18 protein-coding genes and 1 riboswitch are annotated in these 21,326 nt (G+C 60.5%); of the genes, 5 read left to right on the forward strand and 13 right to left on the reverse strand.

Translation table 11 applies throughout. The annotated features are described in order from the left end of the window. Positions 1 to 2 precede the first annotated feature (2 nt). The 3 genes from ugpC to FFR93_RS28510 all read left to right on the forward strand — a co-directional run bounded on the left by ugpC (position 3) and on the right by FFR93_RS28510 (position 4,331). The gene (gene ugpC / locus FFR93_RS28500) at positions 3 to 1,145 is read left to right on the forward strand and encodes a sn-glycerol-3-phosphate ABC transporter ATP-binding protein UgpC (protein ID WP_138395612.1); all 1,143 of its coding nucleotides are present in this window, start codon (positions 3 to 5) and stop codon (positions 1,143 to 1,145) included. 53 nt (positions 1,146 to 1,198) lie between these two features. Further along, positions 1,199 to 2,560 carry a NosD domain-containing protein gene (locus FFR93_RS28505; RefSeq protein WP_138395613.1) on the forward strand — a complete coding sequence of 454 codons (1,362 nt, stop codon included), beginning with the start codon at positions 1,199 to 1,201 and terminating at the stop codon, positions 2,558 to 2,560. 112 nt (positions 2,561 to 2,672) lie between these two features. Beyond that, positions 2,673 to 4,331 (forward strand): glycoside hydrolase family 32 protein, encoded by a 1,659-nt coding sequence (locus tag FFR93_RS28510; RefSeq protein WP_138395614.1) that lies wholly within the window; start codon positions 2,673 to 2,675, stop codon positions 4,329 to 4,331. Between the two features lie 135 nt (positions 4,332 to 4,466). On the opposite strand, the gene FFR93_RS28515 is transcribed toward FFR93_RS28510, so the two are convergent. Next, on the reverse strand, positions 4,467 to 4,874 hold the full coding sequence (locus FFR93_RS28515) for a carboxymuconolactone decarboxylase family protein (protein WP_064713440.1): 408 nt from the start codon (positions 4,872 to 4,874) through the stop codon (positions 4,467 to 4,469). A gap of 302 nt (positions 4,875 to 5,176) precedes the next feature. On the opposite strand from FFR93_RS28515, the gene FFR93_RS28520 reads away from it, so the two are divergent. After that, a complete protein-coding gene (locus FFR93_RS28520; RefSeq protein ID WP_138395615.1) occupies positions 5,177 to 6,106 on the forward strand; it encodes a TauD/TfdA family dioxygenase in 930 nt (309 codons plus the stop codon). A gap of 134 nt (positions 6,107 to 6,240) precedes the next feature. Here FFR93_RS28520 and aspA read toward each other — a convergent pair whose 3' ends face one another. The 12 genes from aspA to FFR93_RS28580 form a co-directional block, all read right to left on the reverse strand. Further along, on the reverse strand, positions 6,241 to 7,668 hold the full coding sequence (aspA, locus tag FFR93_RS28525; protein ID WP_138395616.1) for an aspartate ammonia-lyase: 1,428 nt from the start codon (positions 7,666 to 7,668) through the stop codon (positions 6,241 to 6,243). A gap of 101 nt (positions 7,669 to 7,769) precedes the next feature. Beyond that, positions 7,770 to 8,873 (reverse strand): asparaginase, encoded by a 1,104-nt coding sequence (locus FFR93_RS28530; RefSeq protein WP_138395617.1) that lies wholly within the window; start codon positions 8,871 to 8,873, stop codon positions 7,770 to 7,772. A 68-nt stretch (positions 8,874 to 8,941) separates the two neighbouring features. Next, positions 8,942 to 10,414, reverse strand: coding sequence for an amino acid permease (locus tag FFR93_RS28535; RefSeq protein WP_138395618.1), 1,473 nt, complete (start codon positions 10,412 to 10,414; stop codon positions 8,942 to 8,944). Positions 10,415 to 10,625: 211 nt separating this feature from the next. After that, positions 10,626 to 11,333: a FadR/GntR family transcriptional regulator gene (locus tag FFR93_RS28540; protein ID WP_064707459.1), complete on the reverse strand. Its 708-nt coding sequence runs from the start codon at positions 11,331 to 11,333 to the stop codon at positions 10,626 to 10,628. Between the two features lie 48 nt (positions 11,334 to 11,381). Continuing rightward, positions 11,382 to 12,101 (reverse strand): FadR/GntR family transcriptional regulator, encoded by a 720-nt coding sequence (locus tag FFR93_RS28545; RefSeq protein ID WP_138395619.1) that lies wholly within the window; start codon positions 12,099 to 12,101, stop codon positions 11,382 to 11,384. Positions 12,102 to 12,196: 95 nt separating this feature from the next. Further along, positions 12,197 to 13,018: a bifunctional allantoicase/(S)-ureidoglycine aminohydrolase gene (locus tag FFR93_RS28550; RefSeq protein ID WP_138395620.1), complete on the reverse strand. Its 822-nt coding sequence runs from the start codon at positions 13,016 to 13,018 to the stop codon at positions 12,197 to 12,199. Between the two features lie 56 nt (positions 13,019 to 13,074). Then, complete coding sequence (locus FFR93_RS28555) at positions 13,075 to 14,931, reverse strand: ABC transporter ATP-binding protein (RefSeq protein ID WP_138395621.1); 1,857 nt, start codon at positions 14,929 to 14,931, stop codon at positions 13,075 to 13,077. Between the two features lie 34 nt (positions 14,932 to 14,965). Continuing rightward, entirely contained in the window at positions 14,966 to 16,162 is a 1,197-nt protein-coding gene (locus FFR93_RS28560) for an aminotransferase class V-fold PLP-dependent enzyme (protein WP_138395622.1), read from the reverse strand. A gap of 135 nt (positions 16,163 to 16,297) precedes the next feature. After that, positions 16,298 to 16,810, reverse strand: coding sequence for a RidA family protein (locus tag FFR93_RS28565; RefSeq protein ID WP_138395623.1), 513 nt, complete (start codon positions 16,808 to 16,810; stop codon positions 16,298 to 16,300). A gap of 49 nt (positions 16,811 to 16,859) precedes the next feature. After that, positions 16,860 to 17,729 carry an ABC transporter permease gene (locus FFR93_RS28570; RefSeq protein WP_138395624.1) on the reverse strand — a complete coding sequence of 290 codons (870 nt, stop codon included), beginning with the start codon at positions 17,727 to 17,729 and terminating at the stop codon, positions 16,860 to 16,862. Beyond that, positions 17,729 to 18,670, reverse strand: coding sequence for an ABC transporter permease (locus FFR93_RS28575; protein ID WP_064707105.1), 942 nt, complete (start codon positions 18,668 to 18,670; stop codon positions 17,729 to 17,731). Before FFR93_RS28575 ends, FFR93_RS28570 begins: the two co-directional genes overlap by 1 nt. Positions 18,671 to 18,753: 83 nt before the next feature. Beyond that, complete coding sequence (locus FFR93_RS28580; protein ID WP_064713430.1) at positions 18,754 to 20,280, reverse strand: ABC transporter substrate-binding protein; 1,527 nt, start codon at positions 20,278 to 20,280, stop codon at positions 18,754 to 18,756. 229 nt (positions 20,281 to 20,509) lie between these two features. Here FFR93_RS28580 and FFR93_RS28585 point away from each other — a divergent pair, with 229 nt between their 5' ends. Further along, a complete protein-coding gene (locus tag FFR93_RS28585; RefSeq protein ID WP_138395625.1) occupies positions 20,510 to 21,094 on the forward strand; it encodes a DUF1349 domain-containing protein in 585 nt (194 codons plus the stop codon). A gap of 121 nt (positions 21,095 to 21,215) precedes the next feature. Further along, a riboswitch (TPP riboswitch) is annotated at positions 21,216 to 21,312 on the forward strand. Positions 21,313 to 21,326: the final 14 nt, after the last annotated feature.

Genomic DNA, 21,326 nt, shown 5'->3' on the forward strand with positions numbered 1-21,326 from the left:
ACATGGCCGGTATAGAACTACGCAACGTCAACAAGATCTACGGCAACAGCTTTCATGCGCTACACGACCTGAATTTCAACATCAGGGATGGTGAGTTCATGGTGTTTGTCGGTCCCTCGGGATGTGGGAAATCGACGGCGCTTCGGATGATCGCCGGCCTTGAGAGCGTTTCGAGCGGCGAACTCAGGATCGGGGACAGGGTCGTCAACGATGTCGATCCCAAGGATCGCGACATCGCCATGGTCTTTCAATCTTACGCGCTGTACCCGCACAAGACCGTGCGCGAAAACATCGCCTTTCCACTGCTAATGGCGGGGTTGCCAAAATCCGTCATCGCCAGGCGCGTGGATGAGGCCGCGCGCATCCTCGAACTGACGGCTCTGCTCGACCGCAAACCGGCGCTGCTCTCCGGCGGCCAGCGGCAGCGCGTCGCCATGGGTCGGGCGATCGTCCGCCAGCCGTCCGCCTTCCTGATGGATGAACCGCTGTCCAATCTCGATGCAAAACTGCGTGTGCAGATGCGCGCCGAGATTGCCAGCCTCCAGAGAAAACTAAACGTCACCACCATCTACGTCACTCACGATCAGGTCGAGGCAATGACGATGGGTGACCGTGTCGCTGTCATGAAGGGCGGTGTGCTGCAGCAAGTCGACACACCGCAAAACCTGTACAGCCGCCCTGACAACGTCTTTGTTGCGGCTTTTATCGGATCGCCCTCGATGAACTTGTACGAGGCCGTTCTGAATGGAAGGACGGTGACCCTGGGCAGCAACAGTTTCGAAATTCCTGACCGGGTTTTCGAATGCCGTCCCTCGCTGAACGGTGCGTCTAACCGTCAAATTCTCCTCGGTATCCGGCCCGAGCACATGAACGACGCTGCAATCCGGCCTTCTCCCGCCGAGATCTCGGCCCCGGTCACTCTTGTTGAGGCGCTAGGTTCTGAATCCATGGTGCATCTGAATATCGATGCACCTTGGGTCGATGCTGGCGACCCGGACGCCATCGCCGACATCGGCGACGAAAAAGCTGCTGTAGCCCGTTTTTCCCCAAAGAGCACGGTGCGAGCAGGTGACATCGCGCGCATAGCTGTCGATGCCGAAGAACTTCACTTCTTTGACCCGGACACCCGCACCAGCATCTGGTGATGGCATAGCCAAAAGAAAACAAGATTACTCTCGCCGTCCGAGGAGGCATTACAATGATTAGCGAAAATTGTTACGACGTCACGAAGTATCCAGCAGGCAATCCTCGCGAGGATATTGGCGCCGTCATCAATAACATCATTGCGGATATTAAAAAAAGGCAAGCGGTTGTCGATGCAAATGACGGCGGAAAACCTGGATCAGTTATCTATATACCGCCAGGCGATTATCGTCTTGTCACTCAAGTCGTGATAGACGTGAGCTATCTGAAAATCGTTGGCTCTGGGCATGGTTTTACGTCGTCGAGCATCCGTTTCAACACACCCGCAAGCGAGCTAGCCCACTGGCACGAGGTGTGGCCGGGCGGAAGTCGTATACTTGTGGACATTTCTCCAGAGGCCGCAGACGGTGAGGCTGCTGGTGCCGCGTTTTATGTCAAGCGCGGCGGAAATCCTCGTATAAGCTCTGTGGAGTTTGCTGACTTTTGCATCGATGGCTTGCACTTCATCGATGATGGTTCGGGGCAAAACGACGCAGAAAACACATACAGGAATGGCAAAACGGGGATCTACGTCGGCAGCGCCAATGACTCATTCCGAATAACCGGGATGGGCCTTATCTATCTGGAGCATGGAGTTACTGTTCATGATGCGGATGCGCTCGCGATAGACAACAATTTCATCGCAGAGTGCGGCAACTGTATCGAACTGAAAGGTATGGGGCAGGCCTCAAGAATAGCAAATAATTTCGTCGGCGCCGGATATAGGGGACACTCAATTTACGCCGAGAATTACGCGGGCATTCTGGTATCCTCAAATAACGTATTTCCTCGAGGAGCGAGCAGTGTCCATTTCTCCGGCGTGGTGCGCTCCTCGGTAACAGGAAATAGATTCCATTCCTTTTATCCAGGAATGTTGGTTTTTGCTGCTAACTGCTGCGAGAATTTGGTCTCCTCAAATCACTTTCTGCGAGATCGCGAGCCATGGGCGCCGATGCAGAAGTACGACAACGGCTTGGATGATCTGTTTGGGCTTTTGCAGATTGACGGCAGCAACAATTCGCTGATCGCGAACCATATTTCAGAAACCATAGACGCTCAATATATCAGGCCTCCCGCAGCAAAACCCGTAATAATTAATGTAGTTTCCGGCAGTGGAAACTACATAGCCAACAATCACATTGTGGCAACCACCGAAATACCTCAAAATGACAGGAACGATGCGCCAAACAGCGCCTGTTTTTCAACACAAGTAACCGCATTGCTTTCGGTCGGGAATTCGACAGCGCTCGACGTAACGACAGTGCTGGTGCACAAGGACTCCGTACGGAATACAGTCCTAGACTCCGGAAATGTCGAACAAGTGGTGATGGACAGAACGGTAAATGCATTCAGGGGCAATCCGGTTCCTGGGCAATAGAACCCGCAGCCGCAAGGCCTCTTCCGCCGTCATGGGACCGAAAGTCCTCCTCCCCTGCATAATTTGAGCCAGTCTTCGGACCGGCCGTTCTTCACTCGGATTGCGTCTCCAAATGGCTAAAGCGACTGTCTCATTTGCTTCGGGCGAGCGTTTCGAATTCTGGGCAACTGGCCCTGGGGCCGTCACCATTTCACAATATGGTGAGACCCTCTGGCATGTGCCCGCTTTCGAAGCTCATCCATCATACTATTCCTATCACCACCGCGAGGCAGGCAGCGTTGTCGTTGAATGGGACCGGCCGGAAGCATTCCTTTGGGCCTACTCCTACGATCCGGCAACCGTTGCGGAGGCCGGCATAAAGCTATGGGAATTCAACACGGATGAAATTCTAATTCGCGCAGGAAGCGAAATTGGCACATGGCTGCGAAGCGATCCTCAGCGGCCTCGAATTCATTTTTCTCCTTGTCGCAACTGGATGAACGATCCCGTGGGTCTCTGCAGGATCGGCGACTGCTGGCACCTGTTTTATCAATTCCATCCATGCGGCGGCGACTGGGGGCCAATGCACTGGGGACATGCTACCAGCCCTGACCTGTTCACTTGGACACACATGCCGGTTTTCCTCCATCCGGAGCAGAACCTCTGGCGTCTCGGTGCAACCGGAGGCGCATTCTCCGGCAATGCATTTCAGGACAGGGATGGCAGCCTGATGTTCTTCTATACGGAACGCCTGCCCGCCTATGACCTTTTCAAAGGCTATCGAGAAATACAGAAGATCGCCCGGCCGGACCGGCGGATGATCAAGGCGGAAAGCATCTCGACCGTGCTCGAGCAACGACCCGAAGGAATTGAGCACGATTTCCGCGATCCAAAGGTGTGGTGGGATGAAGCCTCCGGCGCTTATCGCATGGTGCTCGGAGCTTCTATTCATGGCGACCCGGCAGTCTTGCTTTATGGTTCGGAGGATCTGCTTGAGTGGAAATACCTGGGACCGCTGTACCGTGCGCCGCCCTATTTCCGCGAGCAGGGCGCCAGGGCAGTTGAATGCCCTGACTTTTTTTCCATCGACGGCAAATGGGTGCTGATCATGGGACTTGTCGGACACTGTGATCCTGACAGCGGGCGACACAACCTGCTCTATGGGCTCGTCGGGAGTTTCGCCGATGACCGCTTCATTCCGGACTCCGATGCGCTGCAACTCCTCGATTTCGGCAGCGACTTTTATGCGATGCAGAGCTTCGCGGCGGGTGGCAGGCAGATCGCGTTTGCGTGGCTCTTCAATTGGGAGTTCCGCAAGCCTGCCGGATCGCCGTATTCCGGCGAGTTGTCGTTACCCCGCGAGCTATCGCTGGATGCGCGCAACAGGATATGTATGAGACCCGCCGACGAAGTGGAGGAGGCTCTCCCTCATGGGCCTCTGTCTTCCGCAGAGCCCGGCAGATATGTTCTGGAAGAAGCGTCCATCGACATCCGACTGAACGGGATGCTAGACGGTACAAGGATCACCGCGACCGAAGCCGGACGATTGTCATTTTCCATCCTGGTGGAAGATCAAAGTATCTCCGTGCATCTGCCACAAGACGACGGATCGATCCGCTACTCCGCGGCCATTGCCGATGCGACTGATCTGAGAGTCATCCACGACAAGGGCATCTTAGAGATTTTTGCTGACGGAGGAGCCGTCTGCGGCACGCGGCGCAACTATCTCAACGTCAGACCGGACAATCTTGTAATTCTATCGAAGGCACATGTGAGCGTTTTAAGGGAGTAATCGCATCGTGCTGAAGTCGCTCTAAGGGATAGTCGCAAAGCTAAGCTAAGTTGGAATGTGACACTCCCCGCATCTGATGATGCGGGAGATTGCGGACGGGACTGGTTGCATGTGCTTGATCCGAGACGTCGTTACCTATCGCACCTCGAATTCCGGATCTGTGGGAACCTGCATAGCGAGAGCGAGATAATTTGTCTGCGCGGCAAGCCCGATGATCGTTAGCAGTTCGCCATGCTGGGCATCGGTCATGCCGCGCGTGCGGGCGGCTGCGGTGTGGGATTGAATGCAGTACTGGCAGGCATTGGCCGTCGACACGGCGATGTAGATCATCTCCCGCGTCAACGGATCGATCGCGCCTTCGACCGTCATGACCGATTTGAGCGTCTCCCATACCCGCTTGAGATTTGCCGGATCGTTTGCAAGAGCACGCCAGAAATTGTTGATGAAATCGGTCTTGCGTGTCGCTCTGATGTCATCGAACACGGCTTGCACGGCTGGAATGGCTGCCGCCTCTTGGTCCGACAGAAGCTTGACTGTTGCCATCGAAAGTTCCTTTCCGAGCGCCGATCTACGGCCTCAAAGCATATTTTTCTCGGCGATCCCACTCTGCCGGGCGGAACATACGAAGAAATGACAATGGCCGCCAGCCTCCCTCCCGGCGAGGAAATCGAAGACAGCTGTTTCAGGAAAACAGGCAAAATTAGAAATTATTGTCTACAGATTTTATAGATTATACGGTTCCATAGCCCCGTCGACTTTCAGCGATGAGATTTCGAACGTCCGATGAACCTTTCTCCGGGCGCTGGCGACCTGCCGACTTCTTCCAATATCAACAGGAGATTTCCATGAGCAATCCGGTTCTCGTCAATCAGATCATTCCCGAATCCGATGTCGTCCCGCTGACCGGCCGTGTCGGAGCCGAAATTAGAGGTATCCGCCTTGGCGGAGATCTTTCGGATGCAACGGTGGCAGCCATCAACCAGCTTCTCCTGAAACACAAGGTCATCTTCTTCCGCGATCAGGGACATCTGGACGATTCCGAACAGGAAGCCTTCGCGCGCCGGCTCGGCGATCTCGTGCCTCATCCGACCCAGGGACCGGTCGCCGGCACGGCTTCCATCCTCAACCTCGATTCCAGCCGCGGCGGCGGCCGGGCGGACCAGTGGCACACAGACGTCACCTTCGTTGATGCCTATCCCAAATTCTCCGTCCTTCGCGGCGTCGTCATTCCGGCGGCCGGCGGTGACACGATCTGGTCCAATACCCATGCCGCATATGAAAGCCTGCCGGCGCCGCTCAAACTGCTGGCCGACAATTTGTGGGCCATTCACAGCAACGCCTATGACTATGCCGCCGTGCGCCCTCGCGCCACCGCCGAAGAGAAGAAGTTTTTCGAAGAGGTTTTCACCTCCACGATCTACGAGACCGAGCACCCGGTCGTGCGTGTTCATCCGGAGACCGGCGAAAGATCGCTGCTGCTCGGCAACTTCGTTCAGCGCCTTGTCGGACTGTCGAAGAGCGACTCCGCGAAACTGTACGAGGTGTTCCAGTCCTACGTCACCGCCCCGGAAAATACCGTGCGCTGGCGCTGGAGAGCCGGAGATGTCGCGATCTGGGACAACCGCGCAACCCAGCACTGTGCCGTCAACGACTATGGCGACCAGCACCGCGTCGTGCGCCGTGCCACGGTTGACGGCGATGTTCCCTTCAGCATCGACGGTCGCCGCAGCATAACCCATGTCAGGGCCGCCAAGCCGCAAGCAAAGGCGGCGTGATCCCACATACATGAGTGTTGGCCGGCACATGAAGCGACCAGAGCTTCATCTGCCGGTCGACACCTTCCAGGACAGACGGCGGACGGCCGGAGACCCCTCGCAAAGAAGCCCCCGGACAAAATGAGCCGCATGCCTTACGAGAAAGAAAGCTTCTCGCTTGGCCGGGTCAGCGTTTCCGGGCGCAGCACCGCATCCAGATGCTCCTTCTGCATAAGGCCGCGTTCGAGAAGGATTTCATAGACCCCCCGTCCCGAATGATGCGCTTCCAGCGCAACCTCCGTAGCATTGCGATAACCGATATAGGGGTTCAGCGCCGTCACGATGCCGATCGACTGCTCGACCGTCTGTCGCAGCCGGTCACGGTTGGCGGTAATGCCTTGAATGCAATTCGCCTCAAGCGTCAGGCAGGCATTGGTCAGGTGGCTGAGACTGCGGTAGAGGCTGTAGAAGATCACCGGCTCGAAGGCGTTCAGTTGAAGCTGGCCGGCTTCCGCGGCCATGGTGATCGTCACGTCGTTGCCGATCACTTCGAAAGCGACCTGGTTGACGACCTCAGGGATGACCGGGTTGACCTTGCCCGGCATGATCGAGGAGCCGGCCTGCCGCGCCGGCAGGTTGATCTCGTTCAGCCCGGCGCGCGGTCCCGAAGACAAAAGCCGCAGGTCGTTGCAGGTTTTGGACAGCTTGACCGCCACGCGTTTGAGGACGCCCGAAAGCTGCACGAAGGATCCGCAGTCCTGTGTCGCCTCCACCAGATCCGGTGAGGTCACCAGATCGACGCCGACGATAGCAGACAAGCGCTCGCGCACCAGCGCGGCATAGTGAGGATGGGCGGTGATGCCGGTGCCGATGGCCGTTGCCCCAAGATTGATCTCGCGGATCAGCGAGACGGCTTCGGCAAGGCGCGCCTCGTCCTCCGCGAGCATCAGCGCATAGGTTCCGAATTCCTGCCCCAGCGTCATCGGCACGGCGTCCTGCAGTTGGGTGCGGCCCATCTTGAGGACGTCGGCAAACTCGATCGCCTTGGCCTCGAACGACCGGCGCAAGACGGCCATGGCGTCGACGAGACGGTGAACGCCGATCCATGCGGCGAGCTTCAGCGCCGTCGGATAGACGTCGTTGGTGGATTGCGAGAGATTGACATGCTCGTTCGGATGCAGGTGCTGGTAATCGCCCCGCCCATATCCCATGATTTCGAGCGCCCGGTTCGCAATCACCTCGTTGGCGTTCATGTTGGTCGAGGTGCCGGCGCCGCCCTGGATGAGATCGACGACGAACTGGTCGTGCAGCGCACCGTCGCGGATCTCGATACAGGCCGCGATGATGGCGTCGGCGCGCGCCCGATCTAGAAGACCAAGGCTTGCATTGGCCTGAGCCGCCGCCTGCTTGATTGCGGCGAGCGACGCAATCAGATCCGCCGATTCACGCAGGGTCTGGCCGGTAATGGGAAAATTCTCGACCGCGCGTAACGTATGCACGCCGTAATAGGCCGAAGCCGGCACGTCGCGATCGCCGATCAGGTCATGTTCCACGCGGATTTTTGCAATATCGGAAATAGTCATGGCTGGACTTTCGAGAGACGGCGCTGCGGGGCTGAAAGACGGCGGCAGGCCAAAGAGATGATGGGTTGAGACGCGGCAGAAATTGCCGCGTCCTGATTGTGTCATCGGGTTAAAGCCGCAGGACTGGAATTCTCTCCGTCCGGCGTGTATCCGCGTAGCTCGAAAGGAAAGGACACGCCGCCGGTCGTGACACCCATGGTGTTCACGCGCTTGGGATGATGAAACTCCGCAAGCTGCTTGCGGCGTTCCGGCGAGCCGATGCCAAGCTGTTCGAGGATTTCCGTGACGACGGCGTAGAGGATTTCGACGTTGCCATCCTCGATCTTGACCGAGATGCCGAGCGCCCCATCCGCTCCCAATCGCCTGGTATCATCCGAGGCGCGCACACCGATTGCATAGCTGGCATCGGCGCCGAGCTTGCCGATTATCGCACCGCCGAATGCGCCCATCAAAACCGTGCAGTAGCGCCCCTCGCCCGCGACCATGTCGGGGTGGCGCGTCATCGCCTGGAAAATGCGAGCCAGTGCCGGGCCTCGCCTCGACGACCCCTCGCGCCACTCGCCTCCATCTGCTGCCGAAGCAAGCTTGGCATAGAGGCGCGCCAGGCGATCCAACGGAAAGGCGGGGGTCGGCAGATTGCATCCGTCGATCCCCCATTCGACGTCCTGCGGGTCCAGATCGCACAGCTCGGCAACCGTTCGCTTCACGATCACCTGCATCGGATGATCCGGCAGGTGATAGTCCTCCGCCCCCGCTCCGATGGCGCGGGCGCCGGCAATCATTCCGACGTGCTTTCCCGAGCAGTTGCTGCAGACCGCCGTCGGCGTATAGTCCTGCTTGATCCAGGCGCGGTTCACCGTTTCGGACAGGGAAGAATGGCCGCCGCAGCGAAGATCGGCCTCCTCGGCCTTGATCTTCGACAGCATGGCTCGCGTCCGTGCGATATGCCGCTCTTCGCTGCTGTGGGAAGCGCACATTAGCGCGAGATCCGCATCATCGAAGCCGTAGCGCTCGAACCCATTCGTCTCCAGGATGGCGAGCGCCTGGGCCGGCTTGGCGGCGGAGCGGGCAAGCGTCATGCGTGTCGGGTCCCCCAGCGTGTAAAGCAGCCTGCCCTTAGCATCGACGACAGCAACGTGGACGCGATGACGGTTCTCGACGATCCCGCCACGATCGGTGACGACGAAATCCTCACTGGGGGTCATTTTTCTCTCCATTGATGCGGTGCCCCGGCGGCGGCATGATGCGCCACCGGGACAGGTTCGATTATCCCTCAGGCCAGATCGAAGCCGCCGCGATCCTCGCCCTGTTCGGCGGCGAGCATGTGGATGCGCTCGCGCATCACGAGCCAGCCGACCACCAGCGCCGGAATGATCAGCAGCAGAGAGGCGACCGTGTAGGTTCCGACGGGATAATCGAGCGCCATCAGGATCACGACGACCGCCAGGAAGCCCAGCGTCAGCAGGCCGGTATAGGGCGCGCCGAACATCCGGAATTCAGGCCGGGCAAGCTTGCCCTGACGCGACAGGTGCCACAGCTTGAGCTGGCACAGGACGATGACGCCCCATGCAGCGATGATGCCGAGTGCGGCGACATTCAAGCCGATCTCGAAAGCTTCTGCCGGAACGACGGCGTTCAGCACGACGCCGAAGGCGGTGACGACAGCCGTCACCGCAATGCCGCCATAGGGCACGCCGGATCTGTTCATCTTCGCCAGCGCAGCCGGCGCCGAGCCCGAAATCGCCATGGAATGCAGGATGCGGCCGGTCGAATATAGGCCCGCATTGAGCGACGACAGGACCGCAGTCAGCACGACGAGGTTCATGACGACGTCGGCGCCCTGGACGCCGATCTTGCCGAAGAAGGTGACGAACGGGCTCTCGCCGCCCTTATAGGCGGTATAGGGCAGCAGCAGCGACAGCAGCAGAACCGAGCCGACATAAAAGACCACCAACCGCAGCACGACCGTTCGGATCGCGCGGGGCATGACCTTGCGCGCATTTTCGGTTTCGCCTGCGGCAGTGCCGATCAACTCGATCGAGGCATAGGCGAAGACGACGCCTTGTATCACGACCAGCGCCGGCAAGATCCCGCTCGGAAACATGCCGCCGAAGTCGGTGATCGTATCCAGCCCCGGAACATGGCCGTCGATCGGCGTGCCGGTGACGACGAAGTAGAACCCGACGATCAGGAAGACGACCAGAGCGAGAACCTTGACGAGGCTGAACCAGAATTCCAGTTCGCCGAAGACCTTTACCGACACAAGGTTCATGGCGAGAACGAGGACCAGCGCCGTCAGCGCAAACACCCACTGATCGATCATGGCGATCCATGGGACATATGCCTTGAAGAAATTCATGTAGAGAGCCACTGCGGTGACATCGGCGACGGCTGTCATCGCCCAGGTCAGCCAGTACAGCCAGCCGACCGCGAAGGCGAGCTTTTCGCCGTAGAATTCACGGGCATAGGAGACGAACGAACCCGAGGTCGGGCGATGCACGATCAGTTCGCCGAGCGCTCTCAGAACGAGGAATGCAAAAAAGCCGCATAGGGCATAGACGAGCACGAGCGCCGGACCGGCAGCGGCAAGCCGCCCGCCCGCACCCAGAAACAGGCCGGTGCCGATGGCGCCGCCGATGGCGATCATCTGGATCTGCCGCGGCTTCAGCGCCTTTTTGTAACCGAGGTCCTCCTCGGCGAAAACCTGGCCGTCGGCCTTCGTTCTGGTGGATTCCATGACTGTCATTTCTCCTCCCTATCTTGGGTTCGGCAGCCTCCCCGGCCGCCACACAAGGTGCCAATCTGCAATGCGGTCTGACAGGTTCGGGAATAACGGAGAAGCCGCGCCACGGTCAAGGGCCTTTCGTTCGATGGTGTGCATATATGGAAGCCGGTTCGGCCATCAGCAGCTGCCTATGCCCGGACGCAACGGTGTTGCGGGAATCGTTCGCAATTGCTTAACGCGGTGCGGCGCCGATGATGCGATTGACCGCCGCCTCGACCTTTTGGAGATGGACTTCCATCGCAGCCCTGGCCTCGATATCCGAGCCGGCGCGGATGGCTTCGACAATGGCGCGATGCTCTTCATTCGACTCCTGACGCCGCGGCCCCAACACCGTCAGCAGCCCGGATTGCTGCGCCATCGCCTCCCGAACCTCGTCGACGATATCGCGGAAGACGGCGTTCTTCGATACCGTTGCGATAAGCCCATGAAAATCCGAATCCAGCCGCACCCAGGCCTCGGTATTTTCCTCCTGCTCCATCTCGTCGCAAAGTCCGAACAACCGGGACAGCTCGTCATCGCTCCGACGCAGCGCCGCCCAGCCGGCGGCCGATACTTCGACGTGAGGCCGCGCCTCCATCAGATCACGCGCCGAATAATCGCCGTAACTGATATCTCCGTCGCCGGCAGCCGCAAGCACATATGTACCGCTGCCCGTTCTCGTCTCGGTCAGCCCCAAAATCTGCAGCGAACGCAGCGCTTCCCGCACGATTGGTCGGCTGACGCCATATTTTGCCGCCAGCTTAGCTTCCGACGGCAGCTTCGAACCGGCAGCAAATCGGCCGGAAAGGATGAGGCTACGCAACTCCTCGAACACAAGTTCCGAGGCGCTTTTGCGACTGATGGTCGCGGGATTGGACAGCCAGTTTTCTAGATCGTTCATCGCTTGCATTCGATCGGCCGCGCGGGATATCCGGGCGCAAATTTGAAATCATGCCTTCGCGGCAGCTCGACTGTCATCGGCAATCCCGATAATGGACCGCTTGACCTCCAGTAGGTGCTCCGCCATGGCTGCGCGCGCATCCTGCTCGCTGCCCGCGGCAATTGCCTCCAGGATTCGACGATGCTCGGCGTTCGACGCTTTGCGCCGGCCGCGAACATGCTCGACCAGTTCCGATTGCGTCGAAAGCGCGCCGCGAACATCGGCGACGACTTTGCGGAAGATCGCATTGCCGGAAGCCTCCGCGATTTCTCCGTGAAAGGCGGCATCCATCCGCACCCATTCCCGGACACCCTCTTCCTCATCCATCCGCTCGCACAAGGATGTCAGGCGGCTCAGCTGCTCGTCCGAGCGCCGCAACGCCGCCCAACCGGCAGCCGGAATCTCCACGCAGGGTCGCGCCTCCATCAGATCGCGGGCGGAATAGGCGCCGCCGCCGAGTTGTCGCGCGGGGCTCTCCGAAACGACGAAGGTGCCCCGGCCAGTCAGGGTCTGGGTAAACCCCAGTGTCTGCAGCGAGCGGAGCGCTTCACGGATGATAGCCCGGCTGATGCCGTAACGTTCGGCGAGCTGCACCTCCGAGGGAAGACGGATCCCGAGCGCCAGTTTCCGATCGACAATGGCCGTGCGGATATCCTCGAAGACCGCTTCGGCAGCGTTTCTTCGGCCTATTTCTTTCTTCTCCGACAGCCATGAATCCATATCCCGCATCGAAGGACGATGCGGGCAATCCAGAGAGCTGTCAAGCAACCGAACAGGCGATCCGAAGCGTGCCCCGCGAATGCCACGCGCGTCGCGAAAAGCGACTACCAGAGCTTCATATGGCGGTTGACGTCCTTGTAGAGCAGGTACCGGAAGCGCCCGGGGCCGCCGGCGTAGCAGGCCTGCGGGCAGAAGGCGCGCAGCCACATGAAGTCGCCGGCCTCGACCTCGACCCAATCCTGGTTCAGGCGATAGACCGCCTTGCCCTCCAGCACATAGAGGCCGTGCTCCATGACATGCGTTTCCATGAAGGGGATCACCGCGCCCGGCTCCAGCGTCACGATATTGACATGCATGTCATAACGCACATCGGCCGGATCGATGAAGCGGGTGGTGCCCCAGCGGCCGTCGGTGTCTGGCATGGCGCGGATCGGATGGTCGTCCTCATGCGTGACGATCGCCGGCGGCAGCTCCAGTCCCTCGACTTCCTGGAATGCCTTCCGGACCCAATGGAAGATCGCTGCGGTCGAACCGTCGTTCTTCAGGCGCCAAGCCGAGCCGGCCGGAAGGTAGGCGAAGGAGCCGGCGCGCAGCGCGTGGCTGACGCCTTCGAGCTCGATCGTCATGCCGCCTTCGACGACGAACAGCACCGCTTCGGCCCGCTTGTCGGGCTCCGGCCGGTCGCTACCGCCGCCCGGCTGAACCTCCATCACATATTGTGAGAAGGTCTCGGAGAAGCCGGAAAGCGGGCGGGAGAGAACCCATGCGCGCGTGCCCGTCCAATGCGGAAGGAGGCTCGTGACAATATCGCTCATGACGCCGCGGGGGATGACCGCGTAAGCCGTGGTAAAAACGGCCCGGCCCGAAAGCAGCTGGCTCTGCGGCGGCAATCCGCCGAGCGTCGAAAAATAATCTGTCTTGTTCATGGGCGCGGCTTTCGAAGCGTGTGTCTATCGCATCTGCTTTATGCGCCGCTGATCCGTTAGGCAACTCCCAAGCCGGACGAGCGATCGGCCATGACAAGATGGCCCGGCCCGACCTCGCGATAAGCGGCTATCGGAGGGGCATAGTCGATCGGGCGCATCGGGCTCTTGATCTCGTCGTTCGCCACCATGCGCTTTTCGTGGCGGCGGTCGGGATCGGGCACCGGCACGGCGGCGATGAGTTTCTTCGTATAGGGGTGCTGTGGATTTTCGAAGATGGCGGCCCGCGGGCCGACCTCGACGATCTCGCCGAGATACATCACCGCCACGCGGTGGCTGACGCGCTCGACCACCGCCATATCATGCGAGATGAACAGGAAGGCGAGGTCGAGGCTCTGCTGCAAGTCGAGCATCAAGTTGATGACCTGCGCCTTGATTGACACGTCGAGCGCCGAAACGCTTTCGTCGGCAACGATGACCTTCGGCTGCAGGGCGAGCGCCCGGGCGATGCAGATGCGCTGGCGCTGGCCGCCGGAAAATTCATGCGGATAACGCACGGCCATGTCAGCGGAAAGGCCGACCTTGACCAGCAGATCGGCGACGACGTCCCTGGCCTGTTTTGAACTGCCCATCCTGTGCTCGAGATAGGGCTCGGCGATCGCAGCACCCACCGTCATGCGCGGGTTGAGGCTGGCGAAGGGATCCTGGAAGATCATCTGCACGGATTTGCGCATCTCGCGCAGCTCCTTCCTGTCGAGGCCCAGCACCTCCCTGCCTTCGACGAGCACCGAACCGGCCTGCGGCTCGATCAGGCGCATGATCGCCCGCCCTGTCGTCGATTTGCCGCAGCCGGATTCGCCGACGAGCGACAGCGTCTCGCCGGCATTGAGATCGAAAGAGACGTTTTCGACCGCGTGCACGCGGCTTGTCAGCCGCCCGAAGAGGCCGGAATGGATGTCGAAGCGCTTGGTGAGGTTTTTCACCTGCAGGACTGGCGTTGCCGCCACCGTATCGGCAGCCTCGGCGGGGACGTCCGATTCGCCCGTCGCGGTGTTGACCACGGGAAAACGCAGCGGCCTCTGCCGGCCCTGCATCGAGCCGAGCACCGGCACGGCTGACAACAGCGCCCTTGTGTAGGGATGTCTGCCGCGGTGAAAGATATCGGAAGTGGCGCCGCTTTCCACCTGCTCGCCGCGATACATCACCACGGTCCTGTCGGCAATCTCGGCGACGACGCCCATATCGTGGGTGATGAAGAGAACGGAGGTTCCCTCCTCCTCCTGCAGCATCTTGATGAGATCGAGGATCTGGCCCTGGATCGTCACGTCGAGTGCGGTCGTCGGCTCGTCGGCGATCAGCAGTTTCGGCCGGCTGGCAAGCGCCATGGCGATCATCACCCGCTGGCGCATGCCGCCGGAAAAACGATGCGAATATTCGTCGAAGCGGGAGGCGGCCGAGGGGATGCGGACCTTCTCCAGCACCCTGATCGTTTCAGCCCTGGCGTCGGCCCGGCTCATATCGGAGTGGCAGAGCAGCGCTTCGGAGATCTGATCGCCGATGGTGAAGAGCGGATTGAGCGAGGTCATCGGCTCCTGGAAGATCATTGCCACCTCATTGCCGCGCACCTGCCGCATGGCATGTTCCGGCAGGGCCAGCAGATCGCGTCCGCCGAGCATGACGCGGCCTTCGATGCGGCTCGTCTCCGGCTGCAACAGCCGCATGATCGACAGCGACGTCACGCTCTTGCCCGAGCCGGATTCGCCGACGATCGCCACGGTCTCACCGGGCGCGACGGTGAAGGAAACGTCGCGCACGACCGGCTTCCAGGCGCCGTCGACCACGAAGGACGTGGTCAGCCGGTCGACGGAAAGAACGGGGCTCAATGTCTCGATCGGCTGGGCTTGGGCGTTGGCCATGTCGGCTCCTCTTGCGGCGGATGAGAACGGCGGATCAATCCGGCCAGCGCAGCAATCCGTCGAAGCGGTGCCTGCTGCGGTTTTCGATCGGAGTTGCAATGATCTCGTTGGAAGCGCGCACCTTGTCGAGCTCCTCAGCAAGACGGTTTGCGACGATCACCTCCTGGCCCGGATGCAGGTTGCACGGGTCGAGATAGAAATAGCGATGCTCCACTTCGTGGTCGCGCACGATAATCGGCGGACTGCCCCTCGCCAGCGCATCGGCCAGATCCCAGGCGGTGATATGCGCCTCTTCCGGATCGACGATCAGGCGAAGACGGTCGAGGGGGTTGTTGGTCGGGTCGGGCTCGATCAGCGCGGTGACGCCGGGACGGCCGTCGAGCGTCTTCTTCCAGAGATTGAGATAGCTGGTCTCACGTTCGCGGATCCCGGCATGGTCGCGGCTTTCCCAGGCTTCCAGCGCCGCCATGACCCCGAAAATGCTCTCCTTGCCGACCTTCATGCCGCGGCCGATGCCCATATTCTGCAGGAAGGCATGGCGCACCAGCCCCTTGCTGCCGGCAACGATGCCCGAGGTCGGACCGCCGAGGAATTTGTGGCCGGAATAAAGGGCGATATCGGCCCCCTGCTCCAGGAAAATCCTGAGGTCGTATTCCGAGGCCGCATCGACGATGACGGGCACGCCCCTGGCATGGGCGATCTCGACAAATTCCTTGAGGCTCAGAAGACCGTAATCGACGACATGATGGGAGATGACATAGACGGCAGCGGCGGTCTTGTCGGTGATCGCTCTTTCCATGTGGAAACGGTGTGTCGAGGTCGCCTGTCCCACAAGCACCACCTTCCCGCCGGCAAGCCGGATCGCCTGGTCGACCGGCGCACCGTAGCTCACCACATGGCCCATCTGCACCAGCACCTCGTTCTTCTCAGGCACGGCATCCGGCAGCCTCTCGATCGCCAGCAGATTGTCGCCGGTGATCGCGCCGGCGACGGCAAGCGAAATGCCGGCCGAGCAGGAGGCGGTGACGAAGCCGGCATCGCCGCCTGTCAGCCGGGCGATGACGCTGCTTGCCTTGCGCTGCAGGTCGTTGATCTCGACGAAGTGCGGCAGGATCGCCGTCATCGCGGCGATCGCCTCCGGAACGACGATCGAGGCGCCGAGGCTGGTCATCGTGCCGGAGACATTGATGACGGGGCGAAGGCCGAGCGAAGGTCTGATATCATCGGGCATGAAGTTCTCCGGAAGTCTGGGGCGAAGGGCAGAACATGGCGCGGTCATCCGGTAGTGTCGAGACGCCGGGCGAAAGACGCGGATTGAAATAGAAAAAGCTCATCCGAAGACCACTCTAAACATGAAAACACCTCGTCAGCCATGCAAGGCGACGATCGCCTCGATCTCGACGGTGATATTGCCGGGCAGCGAGCCGAAGCCGACCGCCGAGCGGGCATGTTCGCCGGCCGCGCCGAAGACCGCGATCAACAGGTCCGAGCAGCCGTTGATGACGCTTGGATGGTCCTCGAACTCCGGCACGGCGTTGACCATGCCGAGCAGCTTGACCACCCGCTTGACGCGCGAGAGATCGCCGAGCGCCTCATGCATGACGGCAAGCAGATTGATACCGGTCAGCCGCGCATGGCGGTAAGCCTCCTCGACACTGACGCCGCCGCCGACCTTGCCGGCATGCAGGAAGCCATTGGCCTCGCGCGGCCCCTGGCCTGAGAGATAGAGCATGTTGCCTTCCACCACATGCGTCACGAAATTGGCGATTGGTGGCGGTGGCGGTGGCAGCGTTATGCCGAGGGCGGCTAACCGTTGGTAAGGCGAATTCTCGACCTTGCCGGCGGCGGCGGGGAACTGATTCACGCGAACTCCTGTCATGCGAATTTCGATTGGCGGATTTGCATTGAGCCGACCGCTGGTCGGCGGATTAAAGGTCTTTGCGCAGTCTCGGGTCGAGCATGTCTCTCAGCCCATCGCCGACCATTTGCAGCGACAGCACCGAGAGAACGATCGCTACGCCGGGGAAAAGCGTCGTCCAGTCGGCCTGGCCGATATATTGCCGGCCGGCGGCGATCATCGTTCCCCAGGTGGGGATTTCCGGGCTGACGCCGAGGCCGAGGAAAGAGAGACCGGCTTCAGCAAGCATCGCGCTGGCAAAGAGGAAAGTAGCCTGCACCAGGATCGGCGACAGCAGATTGCGCAGCACATGCCGCGTCATGATATGGAAGGTCGAAATGCCGAGCGCCCTCGCCGCCTCGACATAGGGCAGCTCGCGAATAACAAGCGTCGAGGCGCGGACGATACGGGCAAGACGCGGCGCATAGACGATCGACAGCGCAATGATGACAGTCGTCAAGGACGGGCCGAGGGCGGCGACGAGGGCGATCGCCAGCAGGATATCGGGAAAGGCCATCATCGCGTCGATCATCCGGGCGATCGGCGTATCGAGCTTCTGGAAGAAGCCGGCAAGCAGGCCGAGCGTGACGCCGATGGCGGCCGACAGGGCGACGACCGCGGCACCAACCAGCAGCGACAGGCGGCCGGCGAAAATCGTGCGCGAGAAGACGTCGCGGCCGAACTCGTCGGTGCCGAAGAAGAAGGTGCCGCTCGGCGGCTTCAGCCGGTTGACGATGGAAAGCTTCGAAGGCGAATAGGGCGCGACCACAGGCGCGAAGGCCGCCAGCAGCACGAAGATCGTCAGGATCAGCAGCCCAAAGGCCACCGTCCTGCGCTTCATCAGCCGACGGACGAATTTGCTGCCTTCGCTTTCGGCGGGTTTAATTGCGATATCGGCCATCAGTAGCGCACCCTCGGATCGACCAGCAGATAGAGCATGTCGATCGCAAAATTGATCAGCACATAGAGCGCGGCGATGACGAGCAGCGCGCCCTGGATGACGGGATAGTCGCGGCGCAAAACCGCCGAAACGACGAGATTGCCGACACCCGGCAGACCGAAGACAGTCTCGGTGACGACGGCGCCCGAGATCAGCACCGCTGCCGTCAGGCCGAGCACCGTCAGGATCGGGATCAGCGCGTTCTTCAGCGCGTGCTTGAGGATGACCTTGCGCTCGATCAGCCCCTTGGCGCGGGCCGTGCGGATATAATCGTCGCCGAGCACATCGAGCATAGAGGCGCGGGTGAAGCGCAGGATGAGCGCAGAAGAGACGATGCCAAGCGCAAAGGCCGGCAGCGTCAGGTGATACATCCGGTCGATGAAGGTCGAGCCCGGGCCGCCATAGCCGGAGACCGGGAAGAGATTGAGCCTGACGGCGAAGAACTGCATCAGGATGAGGCCGAGCCAGAAGCTCGGAATGCTGGCGGCGAACATGGCGAGCGTCGTTGCCGCCTGATCAATGAAGGAACCGCGCCGATAGGCGGCATAGATGCCGATCGGCAGGGCGATGATGCTGGCGATCGCAAGCGAAAACAGCGTCAGGAAGAAGGTCGGCTCGGCCCGGTCGATGAGCGCCGATGTGACCGGCATATTGAGGAAGATCGACTGGCCGAGATCGCCTCTCAGCAGCTGGCCGATATAATAGACATATTGCAGCCCGAGCGATTGATCGAGGCCGAGCCGGCTTCTCAGATCGGCAATATCCTGCGGCGTCGCATCCGGCCCGAGCATTACGGCGGCCGGATCTCCCGGCGTCACGCGCACGATGACGAAGACGATCGTGACGACCAGAAACATCACGACGACCATGCCGAACAGGCGCTGGAGGATGTAGCGTATCATGAATGCCGGCCTTCAAGCCCTTACAGATGCGGCAGAAAAGATGACCGGTACCGGTCGCGAAGGACCGGCACCGGCGGTGATGCTTACTTCTTGATCGAGGCATTCCAGAAATACGGCCACGGTGCCGGATCGACGCCTTCGAGCTTGACCGATTTTGCCGAGACCGCATTGAAATCACCGACCTTCATGAAGGGCGCGTCTGCATAAACGGCGTTCTGGACGTCGGCCCAGAGCGCCACGCGCTTCTTCGGGTCGACCTCGGAGGTGAAGGCGTCGACGGCGGCCTTGCGGGCCGGCGTATCCCACCAACCGGGCGAGCTGGTCGAAAGCGAGCCGATGAGCGCCGGCTCCGGCAGGAAGGGGCTGTGGGTGATGTAGATGTCCCAGAGCTTCGGATCGGTGCGGCGCTGCGTCAGCGTCGCCCAGTCCACCACCTGCATATCGACGGCGAAGCCGGCAAGCTTCAGATATTCGGCGGCGACCTGCGCCATCTTGTAGTGGAACTCGTATTGGCGGCTGGTCAGGATGCGGATCGGCTCGCCATTGTAGCCGGCCTTCTTGGCGGCCGCAGCCGCCCCTTCCGGATCAGCGACATTATAGGCGCCCTCGACGCCGGCATCTGTCGACCAGGCAAAGGTCTTGGGGTAGATGGCGCCGTCGAGCGCATAAAAATCCTTGCTGCCGAAAGCCGCCGCCAGCATGTCTTCCATGCTGAGCGCCTGGCGGATCGCCTTGCGGACCTCGACATTCCCGGCAACACCCTCCTTCGTGTTGAAGACGAAGACTGGATAACCGAAGGGCTTCAGCATGACCGGCTGCGAGGCGGTCGAAGCCTTCAGCTTGTCGTAGGATTCGACCGGGATCGAGTCGACATAATCATACTGGCCGGAGATAGCGGCCTCGACGCGGGTGTTCGGGTCCGGCACCGGTACGAAGCGGATTTCATCGAGATATTGATGACGGGCGCCACCATAACCATCGCTCTCGCCGCTGCGCGGGACATACCCGTCGAAGCGGACGAGCTGAATATACTGATCTGCCTTGCGCTCTTTCAGCATATAGGGGCCAGTGCCGATGAATTCCTTCATCGGTTCGTCCTGCTTTTCCGACGGGATGATGATTGCCGCCGAATTGTTGAAGGCCAGCAGCGAGGTCAGCGGCGCATAGGGCTGCTTCAGCGTGATCGTCACGGTCGCCGGATCGGCGGCAGTGACCTTGTCGATGAAGCCGGCCACCTGCTTGCCGCGCGAGGCGATCTTCATCCAGCGGTTAAGGGAGGCGACGACATCCTCCGACGTCATGTCTGTATTGTCGTGGAACTTGATGCCGGTTCTGAGTTTGATCGTATAGGTTTTGCCGTCGGCGCTGATCTCAGGCAGGCTCTCGGCCAGCAGCGGCGTGACGTTCCAGCTCTTGTCGAAGGTATAGAGCGTTTCGAAAATATGCTGCGTGACGATGCCGACGAGATCGGCCGTCGACGACATCGGATCAAGCGTCGGCGGCTCGCCGATCGTCGCGACATTGATGACGCCGCCCTTTTCCTGGGCAGAGAGGGTCGAAGGCAGGGCGACGAGCGCGGTGCCGAGAAGGAATGCGACAAGCGTTTTCATGTAAGAGCTCCCGATTTCGTTCCACAATTATGTAATTCATCTTTTTGTAACAGAATAGAAGCTGGAACTATCGTGTCAAGCCGAAGCCGCGGATTATGTCTGCGGCGGAGGCTGAAATGCCTGAGAGAGCACAACATCGCCGGCCGAGACTGGCTGCCTGCGCGAAGGTCGCGCATGATACGAACATGGAGAATCGGCAGCGTCAGGACTTCAACAAAGGGAGGATCGAATGAGCATCGACTTCAACCAGGGACAATGGCTGAACGAACCGGCCAGCTGGCACGCCGACGAAACCGGCCTGACGATCACAACGGACGAAAAGACCGATTTCTGGCGCGAGACCTATTACGGCTTCACCCGCGACACCGGCCACTTCCTCGCCTTTCCCACCGGCGACAGCTTCACCGCACAGATCCGCGTCCAGGGCGAGTTCCGCACCCTCTACGACCAGGCCGGCCTGATGGTGCGCCTCGACGAGAGCCGCTGGTTGAAGACAGGCGTCGAATTCACCGACGGCGAAGCCTTCCTCAGCACCGTCGTTACCGACGGCAGATCCGACTGGTCGGTATCGCAGCCCTTCAAGGAACTGGAGGATTTCCACATCCGCGTCACCGTCGCAAACGGAGCGATGCGAATCCAGGCTTCACGCAATGGGCGCTTCTGGGCGTTGCTGCGGTTAGCGCCCTTCCCGGCTGCAGACCGTTACGAGGTGGGGCCGACAGCCTGCACGCCGGAGCGCAGGGGGCTGACGGTGCGGTTTGCGGAGTTTTCGATCGCGGCCGCGATCACGACGGGTCTTCATGATTTGAGTTAGGGGGATTTCGTCAGGATTGCGCTCCGAAGCACCGCAGTAACATCCACGCCCAAAGGTAGCCACTATACCCGAATTGTCATTTCTGAGTGACAGCCGCGCCCTTCTCTGCGAAAAGAGCACGATTGAGAGACAGGGGCGTTCGTCGACAGACGGGCTGAGAAGAACCCTTCGAACCTGAACCGGATAATGCCGGCGGAGGGAGTCGCTCGGGGCCCCGCCGTGAGAGGCGCGC

This window comes from Rhizobium sp. MHM7A (genome assembly GCF_005862215.1).
Taxonomy (GTDB): domain Bacteria; phylum Pseudomonadota; class Alphaproteobacteria; order Rhizobiales; family Rhizobiaceae; genus Rhizobium; species Rhizobium bangladeshense.